Origin of the sequence: Streptomyces sp. NPDC002588, assembly GCF_040295925.1 — a bacterium.
Lineage (GTDB): Bacteria > Actinomycetota > Actinomycetes > Streptomycetales > Streptomycetaceae > Streptomyces.
On sequence record NZ_JBEOWF010000011.1, the window covers coordinates 203,219 to 214,029 of the forward strand.

The following is a 10,811-nucleotide window of genomic DNA, read 5'->3' on the forward strand; positions in this document are numbered from 1 at the left end:
CACGCGATCCGCCCGGCCACCGCCCCGGCTGACCCGCCCGAACGACCCCTACCGCCCCGACCCCGGAAGGCCCGCATGACCACCGCCGCCCAGCCGACCCGGCAGTACGCCGTCGGCTCCCTCGTCCACGCCCGGGGCCGTGAGTGGGTCGTGCTGCCCGACTCCACACCCGACCTGCTCGTCCTGCGCCCGCTCGGTGGCGCCGACGACGACATCGCGGGCGTCCTGCCCGGCCTGGAGACCGTCGTCCCCGCCACCTTCGCCCCGCCCACCCCCTCCGACCTGGGCGACCAGCAGGCCGCCGGGCTGCTGCGCACCGCCCTGCGCATCGGCTTCCGCTCCGGCGCGGGCCCCTTCCGGTCGCTCGCCTCGATCGCCGTCGACCCCCGCCCCTACCAGCTGGTCCCGCTGCTGATGGCGCTGCGCCAGGACACCGTCCGGCTGCTGATCGCCGACGACGTCGGTATCGGCAAGACGGTGGAGGCCGGGCTGATCGCCGCCGAGCTGCTGGCGCAGGGCGACGCCCGCGGCCTGGTCGTGCTGTGCTCGCCCGCTCTGGCCGAGCAGTGGCGGGCCGAGCTGTACGGCAAGTTCGGCGTCGACGCCCGCCTCGTGCTGCCGTCCACGATCGGCCGTCTGGAGCGCGAGACGCCGTACGGCCAGTCGGTGTTCCGCCCGGACGGCGCGTACGTCGTCTCCACCGACTTCATCAAGTCCCCCCGCCACCGGGAGGACTTCCTGCGCCACTGCCCCGACCTGGTGATCGTCGACGAGGCGCACTCCTGCGTCTCCGACTCCACGGTCGGCGCGTCCGCCCGCTCCTCCCAGCAGCGGTACGCGCTGCTGCGCGCCCTCGCCGACCGGACCGACCGCCACCTCCTGCTGGTCACGGCCACCCCGCACAGCGGTAAGGAGGAGCCCTTCCGCCGCCTGATCGGCCTGCTCGACGACCGTCTGGCCTCCGTCCCCTTCGACACCGACGCGGGCCGTAGGCTGCTCGCCGAGTTCTTCGTGCAGCGCCGCCGCGCCGACATCCGCGAGGACTTCCAGGACGGCGCGCACTTCCCGTCCTCCCGGGACACCGCCGAGACCGCCTACACCTTGCACCGCGACTACAAGAAGCTCCTCGACGAGGTCCTGTCGTACGCCCGCGAGACCGTACGCGCGGCCGACGGCGCCCTCCAGCAGCGCCAGCGCTGGTGGTCCACCCTCGCCCTGCTGCGCACCCTGTCCTCCTCCCCGGCCGCCGCCGTGCAGTCCCTGAACACGCGCGCCGGCGTCGAGGAGGCGGACACCCCCGCCGAGGCGGACCGCACCGGGGAGCGCACCGTCTCCGACCCGGCCGACAGCGAGACCCCCGAGTCCGCGGACGCCGTACCGGGCACCCGCCTCCCCACGGCCACCGGCACCGAGGCCACCAGCACCGAGGCCGAAGACGCCGAGGCCGACGACGAGGAGAAGGCCCGCCTGGTCGCCATGGCCGAATCGGCGAAGAAGCTCTACGGCCCGACCCGCGACGCCAAGCTGAAGAAGCTGATCACCACCGTCTCCGACCTCCTCGACAAGGGCTACCGGCCCATCGTCTTCTGCCGCTACATCGCGACAGCCGACTACGTGGCCAACCACCTCACGAAAATCCTCAACAAGAAGGGCACCGAACACCCGGTCGCGGTCGCCTCCGTCACCGGCGAACTCTCGCCCGACCAACGCGTCACCCGCATCGCCGAGCTGACCGGCACCGACGAGGAAGGTACCCCCGCGCCCGAGCGCCGCGTCCTGGTCGCCACCGACTGCCTCTCCGAGGGCGTCAACCTCCAGGAGTCCTTCGACGCCGTCGTCCACTACGACCTCGCGTGGAACCCGACCCGCCACGAGCAGCGCGAGGGCCGCGTGGACCGCTTCGGCCAGCGCACCGACATCGTCAAGGCGCTCACCCTGTACGGCGCCGACAACCCCGTCGACGGCATCGTCCTCAACGTCCTGCTCCGCAAGCACGAGCGGATCCGCCGTGTCACCGGCATCTCCGTGCCTGTGCCGCAGGAGTCCGAGAGCGCCATGCAGGCCGTGTTCGAGGGTCTGATCCTGCGCGGTGAGCGGTCGGCGTACGAGCAGGAGGGGCTGTTCGCGCAGGAGGAGGTGGCCGAGCAGCTTGAGATCGCCTGGCAGTCCTCCGCCGACCGGGAGAAGCGCCACCGCTCCCGCTACGCCCAGCTGACCATCAAGAAGGACGAGGTGGCGGCCGAGGTCGACGAGATTCTCGCCGCGCTCGGCACCGGCGAGGAGGTGAGGGACTTCACCCGCCGCGCCCTGGGCGCCCTGCGCGGTATGCCCGCCCTCACGAAGCAGGGTGGCTTCACCGCGCACACCGACGCCCTCCCGCAGGGCCTGCGCGACACCGTCTCCCACGCGCTCGGCCCCCGCCACCCCCGCCCGGTCGTCTTCCACGACGCCCCCAGCGCCCCGCGCGGCGAGGCCGCCCTCACCCGCACGGACCCGGTGGTCGCCGCCGTCGCCCGCTTCGTGCTGGACGCGGCCCTCGACGACGCCGGCAAGGTCCCGGAGTGGCAGCGCCCGGCCCGCCGCTGCGGAGTCGTCCGTACGAAGGCCGTGGAGCGGAACACCACGCTCCTGCTCGTACGACACCGCTTCCAGCTGAACCTGCCGGCCCGTGACGGCTCGGTGCGCGAGCAGCTCGCCGAGGACGCCCGCGTGGTCGCCTACCGCGGCAGGCCCGATGCCCCCGACTGGCTGCCGGAGGACGAGGCGCTGGCCCTCCTCGACGCGCGCGCCACACAGAACACCGACCCGAAGTTCGCCACCGAGCACATCGCCGAGATCCTTGCCGCCCTGCCCGCGATCATGCCCGAACTGCGCGACCAGTCGGCTGAGTTGGGCCGCACCCTGGAGGCCTCGCACCGCAGGGTCCGCACCGCCTCCCGCGCCCGCCTCGCGGGCCTGAAGGTCGTCCCGCAGGGCGACCCGGACATCCTGGGCGTGTACCACTACCGCCCGGCCCCGACGTTCCCCCAGGGAGTGGGCGCATGAGCACCGCCAGGACCTCCATCACCGACACCGTCGCCACCGTCGGCGGCCTCCTGCCCTACGACCTCCTGGTCCGCATCAAGGAGGGCAAGGAGCAGACCGGCTCCAAGCCCGCCGACTACCGCCTGTACGCCAAGGGCGACTCGGTACGGGACGCCGCCGAGCGCTCCTGGGGCTACCTGCGCGGCGTATGGGCCTCCTACCAGGACGCCCTGGCCCGCGACGGCGCCGACGCCGACCCCGGCGTACACGCGGTCGGCGTCACCACCGAACGCTGGCTGCTGCCCCTCTTCGAGCAGCTCGGCTTCGGCGCCCTCACCCCCGTCCCCGCGCCCGGCCTGCCCTCCCACGACGGCGAGAAGGACTTCGAGGTCAGCCACCACTGGGCGCATGTCCCCGTCCACCTCACCGGCTGGAACGTCCCCCTCGACACGCGCACCACCGAACTGGCCAAGCAGGCCCCCCAGTCGATGGTGCAGGAGTACCTCAACCGCTCGGCGGACTCCACCCTCTGGGGTGTCCTCTCCAACGGCCGCCAGCTGCGCCTGCTGCGCGAGTCCGCCTCCCTCACCGGCGCCGCCTTCATCGAGTTCGACCTGCGCGCGATCTTCGACGGCGACCGCTCGGACGACTTCGTCCTCCTGTGGCGCCTGCTGCACCGCACCCGCTTCGAGCCCCGCGCCGAGGGCGAGCCAGCCGCGACCTGCCCGCTGGAGAAGTGGCGCACCGAGGCCATCGACAGCGGCACCCGCGCGCTGAAGGAACTCCGCAAGGGCGTCGAGAAGGCCCTGACCGTGATCGGCACGGGCCTGATCACCCACCCCGACAACGCCGACCTGCGCGACGCCCTGCGCACCACCCGCGACAAGAACGTCCGCGACGACCTCCACCCCGCCCTGCTCCGCCTCGCCTACCGCCTGCTGTTCCTCTTCGTCACCGAGGACCGCGACCTGCTCCTGCACCCCGACGCCACCAGGCAGGCCCGCGACACGTACGAGAAGTACTTCTCCACGGCCCGCCTGCGCCGCGTCGCCCGCCGCACCGGCACCCTCCACGGCGACCAGTGGCAGGCGCTGCGGCTGGTCATCGAGGGCCTCGGCACGCCGGGCGGCCGCCCTGAACTCGGACTCCCCGCGCTGGGCGGCCTGTTCGAGCCCACCGCCACGGACGCGATCCTGGACGGCCTCAGCCTGTCCAACCAGTCCCTGTACGAGGCCGTACGCGCCCTGTCCGAGGTGTACGACGCCAAGCTGGGCCGCCCCCGCAAGGTCGACTACCGCCACCTCGGCGCCGACGAACTCGGCTCGGTCTACGAGTCCCTGCTCGAACTGGAGCCGCGCCTCGGCGAGGGCAACGAGTACGTCCTGGCCAAGCTGGACGGCAACGACCGCAAGACCTCCGGCTCCTACTACACCCCGTCCCCCCTCATCGACTGCCTCCTCGACTCCACCCTCGACCCGGTCATCGACCAGGCCGTCAAGTCCGGTACGACGCCGAAGGAGCGCGAGGAAGCGCTGCTCGCCCTGACGGTGTGCGACCCCGCCTGCGGCTCCGGCCACTTCCTGGTCGCCGCCGCCCGCCGCATCGCCCGCCGCCTCGCCGAGATCCGCACCGACGACCCCGAGCCGAGCGCCGAGGACGTACGGCACGCGCTGCGCGACGTCATCGCGCGGTGCGTGTACGGCGTCGACCTCAACGAGATGGCCGTGGAGCTGGCCAAGGTGTCGTTGTGGATCGAGGCGATGAGGCCGGGCCGTCCGCTCACCTTCCTCGACGCCCACATCAAGCACGGCAACGGCCTCCTGGGCACCACGCCGAAGCTGCTGGCCGAGGGCCTGCCCGACGACGCGTTCAAGCCGCTGGAGGGCGACGAGTCGAAGCATGTCACCGACTTGAAGAAGCGCAACGCGGCGGAGCGGACCGCGTGGAAGGTCGCGCTGCGCCACGGGGCGAACCAGGACGCGCTGTTCGCGGAGGAGGAGGTGCTGGCCGAGTCCAACTCGACGTTCGGCGAGACGGTCTCGGCGATCACCGGGACGGACTCGCAGGAACTGGAGGACGTCCAGAACCAGGCCAAGGCGTACCGCGAGCTGACCACGTCCCCGGACTACATCCGGGCCCTGGAGCTGGCCGACGCCTGGTGCGCGGCGTTCGTCTGGAAGAAGACGAAGACGGCGACGCCGCCAGCGCTGACCACGAAGTCCCTGCTCACGCTGCACTCCGAGGACGGCGGCGCGAGCCTGCCGGACGGTACGTTGAAGCACATCGAGGACCTACGGGAGGAGTACCGGTTCTTCCACTGGCATCTGGAGTTCCCGGAGGTCTTCCGGGTTCCGGCGGATGCGGAGGCGCCCGGGGTGGACGAGCGGACCGGGTGGAAGGGCGGGTTCAGTTGTGTGCTGGGGAATCCGCCGTGGGAGCGCGTCAAGCTCCAGGAACAGGAGTTCTTCGCCACCCGTGACGAGAAGATCGCGAACGCCGCGAACAAGGCGGCCCGCGAGCGCATGATCGACGCGCTGACCGAGAGCGAGGAGGAGACGGACCGCACGCTGCACACCGAGTTCATCGCCGCGCGCCGCTTCTCCGAGGGCGTCAGCCATCTGCTGCGCGACTCGGGCCGTTTCCCGCTGGCCGGACGGGGCGACGTCAATACGTACGCCGTCTTCGCCGAGGCGGCCTCCCTGGGCATCGCGCCGACCGGGCGCCTGGGCCTGGTCCTGCCGACGGGCATCGCCACCGACGCGACGACGGCGCCGTTCTTCTCGGACCTCGTGCGTACGGCCCGCCTCGCGTCGTTCCTGGACTTCGAGAACGAGGCGTTCATCCTCAGCCGGGACGTGCACCACTCGGTGCGTTTCTCCCTGTTCACCGTCACCGGCGTCGGCGCGCGCGTCGACGAGGCGTCCTTCGCCTTCGGCACCCGGTACATGGAGGACCTGGACGGCCGGCGGTTCGCCATGCCCCCGGAGGAGATCCTGCTGGTCAACCCCAACACGGGCACGCTTCCGGTATTCCGCACCCGGCGGGACGCGGAGATCACCCTGGGGATCTACCGCCGCGCCCCCGTCCTGATAAGGGAACCGGATGACGAGGGGAGCGGAGGTGCAAACCCGTGGGACCTGACGTTCATGCGCATGTTCGACATGTCCAACGACTCCCACCTGTTCCAGGAGAAGCAGCAACTGGAGAAGGAAGGCTGGGAGTTGACTGGCAACATCTTCACCCGCACCGAAGCGGGGGAGAAGCGCCGGTACCTTCCGCTGTACGAGGCGAAGATGCTCCACCACTTCGACCACCGCCTCGGCACGTACGAGGGCCAGACCCAGGCCCAGGCCAACGTCGGCACCCTCCCCCGCGTAACACCGGAACAGCACGACGACCCCGACTTCGCGCCGCTGCCCCGGTACTGGGTGCCAGCGTTCGACGTGGACTCTGGCAAGCGGGACAAAAAGCTGAACCCGATCATGTGGGCTGGGGTCAAGTTCCGGCTGGTGGAGCGAGAGTGGTGGAACGGGTGGCTGATGGGGTGGCGGAACATCGCCCGCTCCACGGACTCGCGGACGATGGTGGCCACTGTGCTTCCCCCATTCGGGGTCGGCCATAGCAACCCGCTCATGTTTCCCCGGGATGCGGAATCTGCGGCTCTGCTCCAGGGATGCCTTTCCTCGTTCGCTTTCGACTACGTCATTCGGCAGAAGATCGCGGGCACGAACCTGACGTTCGGATATCTCTACCAGCTCCCAGTTCCGCGGCTCGCAGACTTCCAAGCGACCCTCGGAGGGACACGTTGGTTCATTGATCGCGTTGTAGAACTGGCCTACACCAGCACTGACATGGGGGGCTTTGCAAAGGACCTCGGCTACTCGGGAGCGCCCTTCAGATGGGATGAAGAACGCCGTGACCTGCTGCGCGCGGAGTTGGATGCCGCGTTCTTCCAGCTCTACGGCGTCGCCCGTACTGACGTGGAGTACGTGATGGACACGTTCTCCAGGATCAAGAGTGATGACGAGGCCGCCCACGGCGGCGCCTACCGCACCAAGAACCTCATCCTCGACCTCTACGACCGCATGGAAGAGGCGCGGGTAACCGGCGACGAGTACCGAACCGTGCTGGACCCGCCGCCGGGGAAGGGGCCGCGTCACGCGGCCTGAGTACCGCAGCCTCGGGTGGGTGGGTCAGAACCCTTCCCGCCCGAGGTCCGCGACGAACCCGGCCCACGCATCCTGCGTGAACGCGAGCTGCGGACCGGTGCCCCGCTCCTTGGAGTCCCGTACGCGGACGGCGGTCCGGTCGGCGGCGACCTCGACGCACGCACCCCCTTCGCCGCTGCTGTAGCTGCTCTTGAACCAGTCCAGCCCTGTGAGCTGTTCGGCGTTCATCGGTCTCCCAGCATCTTCTCGATCAGGGTCAGTGACTCTTCTGGCGTGAGCGCCTGCGCCCTGGTGCTGCCGTAGCGTGCGGCAAGGATACGGACCTCGTCCGGGTCGGTGATCAACCGGCTGATGTGCTGCACCTCCAGATAGGCCACCTGTGGCTTGCCCTTCGGTGTGAGCAGGATGAACGGCCCGCCCAGGCTGGGGTGTTCCTTGCGGTCCATCGGCAGCACCTGGAGTTCGACGCTGCGCAGTCTGCCGAACCTCAGCAGTGCTTCAAGTTGCTCGTGATGAACGTCCCACCCACCGAGCGGGCGGCGCAAGACTGATTCCTCGATGGTGAACGTCGTGAACGGCGGCGGCCAACGCTTGAAGATCTCCTGGCGGTCCAACCTCGCGGCCACGCGTTGTTCGACGGTCTCCTCGTCCAACAGGGGTTGCCGCGTCCGGAACACCACCTGAGCGTGCGCCTTGGTCTGCAAGAGCCCGGGAACGGCGAGCGCGCTGTAGTCGTGGAGCTCAACCGCCTCCGCCTCCAACCGCGCATAATCCCTGAACCACTCCGGATGCCGCACCCTCCTCCTCGCCCGCGCCCGCTCCACATCCTCCGCAGCCGCAGCCAGCAGCCCCCCGCACGCCAGCAACTCATCGACCGCGACCAGAAGTTCAGGCTGAGGCGTCCGCCGCCCCCGCTCCACGGACGAGATGGTCTCCTCCCCGTACCCGAGCCGGTCGCCCAGTTCCTTCTGGCTCATCCCGGCCCGTGCCCGCGCGACCTTGATCTGCCGCCCGAGCGCTCGGAACAGGTCGGCCACCTCGTCCGTACCGTCCGCCTCACCGCCGGTGGGAAGCCCCGAACCGTCCGCCTGTGCCGCCATCCCGTACCACCGCCCACTTCCGTCGCACCGGGGGCGAACCGTCGAACGTCCGGCCAGGTCACGGCCGTACGCCCGGACATCCCGCCCTCCGGACCGGGACAGTCACCCTCCGTACCGCCCCGCACCCTCCACACAGTAGAAGCACTCCGTCACTCTCGGTGAGGTGATCCAGCAAACCGTCACCGTCACCGGTGAACCGACCGCCACCACCCACCACTTCCGCCTCACGTTCCCCACCAGCCGACACGGCGCCCACACCGCCCGTCACACTGCCGAACGCTGGCTCGCCGCCCAGCGGGACTGCCCGGAGGGCGCGGTCGGCGACGAGGACGCGGCCACGGCCTCCCTCCTCATCGCGGAACTCACCGCGAACGCCGCCCTGCACGGCCGCGTACGGGGCCGCCACGCCCGCCTCGCCCTGACCCTCACGGCCGGCACCCTGCGGATCGAGGTCACGGACGCCCGAGGCGACCGTCTCCCCGCACCGACGCCTGACGCGGACGGCGAGTCCGGACGCGGTCTGCTCCTCGTCGCCTCGCTCGCCGACGCCTGGGGCTGCGCGCCCCATCACCCTGGAGGGAAGACGGTGTGGGCGGAGTACGCCCGGCGCAAACCCGCGCCCAAGGGGGGCGCGTGAGCTCAACTGTGCTCCCAGTCAACGGAGTTGGGGATTGACGGTGGTTGTGAACGGCCTTCACGCTTAACGGGTAATCGTGAAGGCCGTTCACGGGGAGATGTCATGGCAGGCACGCCCGAAGCGGAAGACCAACTCGTCGGACTGTTCGAAGTGGCGGAGATGGCGGGGGTCGGCCGGACGGTCGTAGCGAATTGGCGCGCCCGTGACAAACACTTCCCCGCTCCCGTCGCGGACCTGCGGAGCGGTCCGGTTTTCCGGGCGAGTCAGATTCAGCGCTACCTCAAACGGAGGAAGAAACACATGGCACCCAAAGCCCATGTCATCTCGACCATCAACCTGAAGGGCGGAGTCGGGAAGACCACGACCACGGCAGGACTCGCGGAGTTCCTCTCCGCGGAGTTCCGCAAGCGGGTCCTGGTGGTCGATCTCGACCCGCAGACCAATCTGACCACGGTCCTGATCGGGGAGGAGAAGTGGGAGGAGCTCAACGACGAGGGATACACCCTGGCGACCCTGTTCAAGGATGCCCTCCGGCCCGAGGACGAGCCTCTGGAGTTCGACCTGGAGAAGACACTCCAGCGCAATGTCTCTTCGGTGGACGCGGTGACGAAGGTGGACCTCCTGCCTTCTTCGCTGGATCTCATCGACGTCCAGGATCGCCTGGCGTCCATGCCGAGGGGGCGTTTCCACGCCAACAACCCCACCGATCTCCTGCGCAAGGCGATCCGGAAGATCATTGATGACTATGACTACGTCCTCGTCGACTGCCCTCCCAACCTCGGCATCGTCACTTTGAACGGTCTGCGCATCTCCGAGGGATACATCATCCCGACCATTCCCGACGTCCTGTCCACCTACGGCATCCCCCAGATCCAGCGGCGGGTGCGGGCCTTCGCGGACGACCTGGGTGAGACCATCAAAGAGATCGGCATCGTCATCACGAAATACAAGGCCAATTCGACGGTCCACTGGAACACTGTCAGGCGACTTCAGGACGACAAGAAGCTCCCCGCCGTGCTGCCGACCTTCATCCCCGAGAAGAACGACATCGCCGGTTCGGCGGAGTTCGTCGGTCGCGGTACCCTGCGGCAGAAGTATGGCTACCAGGGCGGGTTCGACGCTTTCCGTGGCATGACGCAGGAGTTCATCGAACTGGTCGAGGAGAAGGCGTGACCGAGCAGAGCGACACTCGGCCCGACGACAACGGTCTCCTGAATGCCCAGGTGCGGGAGGCCGAAGAAGCCCTGACCAAGCTCGGCGCCTCCGACCCGGAGCTCGCGGCGACGCTCGCACGTGTCCTCGGCGTGGTGGCGTCCGAAGCCGCACGCACGACACGCTTTGCCCGAGCACTGGCCAAGGCGCTGACGCCTCCCGATGCGCAGACCGCACCTCGGCCGGCAGAACGCCCGAGGCGTAGCCGACGAGCTCCGGGAGTGATCGACCCGTTCGCGGTGTTCGCCGAAACCGGCGACACGGGACTCCGTTCGAGCTTGAGCGAGCTCGGCATCGAACAACTGCGGGACATCGTCTCCGAGCACGGGATGGACCACGACCGGCTGGCGCTGAAGTGGAAGGACCCTCAACGGGTCATCGACCGCATCGTGGAACGCGTCGAATCGCGGACAGCCAAGGGAGCCGCCTTCCGGGGACGGCCGGAACAGCCCGCTTTGCGGCACGATGGGGCCGTCGGCTCGGCGGCCGAGGACTCGTCGACGTGAGGTGAGCTGGGCGTGACGAGCCAAACGCCTCGCGGCCGCCGCCCATGCCAAGGCCATCCGCATCGTGCGCCGTGTCGAGGACCGCACCGTCCTCCTCTTCGACGGTCTGTTCACCACCGGCCATCAGATGCCGGCCGTCGCCCGCCTGTTACGCGGGCGGGCG

At 69.6% G+C, this 10,811-nt stretch carries 7 protein-coding genes; 5 read left to right on the forward strand and 2 right to left on the reverse strand.

Annotated elements, in window-relative coordinates; all coding sequences use genetic code 11:
• Positions 1-75: 75 nt before the first annotated feature.
• Positions 76-3,045, forward strand: coding sequence for a DUF8741 domain-containing protein (locus ABT057_RS15330; protein ID WP_352343399.1), 2,970 nt, complete (start codon positions 76-78; stop codon positions 3,043-3,045).
• Positions 3,042-7,193 carry an Eco57I restriction-modification methylase domain-containing protein gene (locus ABT057_RS15335; RefSeq protein ID WP_352343400.1) on the forward strand — a complete coding sequence of 1,384 codons (4,152 nt, stop codon included), beginning with the start codon at positions 3,042-3,044 and terminating at the stop codon, positions 7,191-7,193. The genes ABT057_RS15330 and ABT057_RS15335 overlap by 4 nt, the downstream gene beginning before the upstream one ends.
• Before the next feature lie 24 nt (positions 7,194-7,217).
• Here the strand turns inward: ABT057_RS15335 and ABT057_RS15340 are convergent, their stop codons facing one another.
• The gene (locus ABT057_RS15340; RefSeq protein WP_352343401.1) at positions 7,218-7,421 is read right to left on the reverse strand and encodes a DUF397 domain-containing protein; all 204 of its coding nucleotides are present in this window, start codon (positions 7,419-7,421) and stop codon (positions 7,218-7,220) included.
• A complete protein-coding gene (locus tag ABT057_RS15345) occupies positions 7,418-8,293 on the reverse strand; it encodes a helix-turn-helix domain-containing protein (protein ID WP_352343402.1) in 876 nt (291 codons plus the stop codon). The genes ABT057_RS15340 and ABT057_RS15345 overlap by 4 nt, the downstream gene beginning before the upstream one ends.
• Positions 8,294-8,456: 163 nt before the next feature.
• On the opposite strand from ABT057_RS15345, the gene ABT057_RS15350 reads away from it, so the two are divergent.
• The 3 genes from ABT057_RS15350 to ABT057_RS15360 all read left to right on the forward strand — a co-directional run bounded on the left by ABT057_RS15350 (position 8,457) and on the right by ABT057_RS15360 (position 10,648).
• Positions 8,457-8,930 (forward strand): ATP-binding protein, encoded by a 474-nt coding sequence (locus tag ABT057_RS15350; protein ID WP_352343404.1) that lies wholly within the window; start codon positions 8,457-8,459, stop codon positions 8,928-8,930.
• Positions 8,931-9,032: 102 nt separating this feature from the next.
• A complete protein-coding gene (locus tag ABT057_RS15355) occupies positions 9,033-10,103 on the forward strand; it encodes a ParA family protein (RefSeq protein WP_352343406.1) in 1,071 nt (356 codons plus the stop codon).
• A complete protein-coding gene (locus tag ABT057_RS15360; protein ID WP_352343407.1) occupies positions 10,100-10,648 on the forward strand; it encodes a hypothetical protein in 549 nt (182 codons plus the stop codon). The genes ABT057_RS15355 and ABT057_RS15360 overlap by 4 nt, the downstream gene beginning before the upstream one ends.
• The last annotated feature ends 163 nt before the right edge of the window (positions 10,649-10,811 follow it).

Bases quoted from the DNA above. Each gene is read 5' to 3' on its own strand.
- ABT057_RS15330 (WP_352343399.1), top strand. From the start codon at position 76: ATGACCACCGCCGCCCAGCCGACCCGGCAGTACGCCGTCGGCTCCCTC.
- ABT057_RS15355 (WP_352343406.1), top strand. From the start codon at position 9,033: ATGGCAGGCACGCCCGAAGCGGAAGACCAACTCGTCGGACTGTTCGAA.
- ABT057_RS15345 (WP_352343402.1), bottom strand. From the start codon at position 8,293: ATGGCGGCACAGGCGGACGGTTCGGGGCTTCCCACCGGCGGTGAGGCG.
- ABT057_RS15335 (WP_352343400.1), top strand. From the start codon at position 3,042: ATGAGCACCGCCAGGACCTCCATCACCGACACCGTCGCCACCGTCGGC.
- ABT057_RS15340 (WP_352343401.1), bottom strand. From the start codon at position 7,421: ATGAACGCCGAACAGCTCACAGGGCTGGACTGGTTCAAGAGCAGCTAC.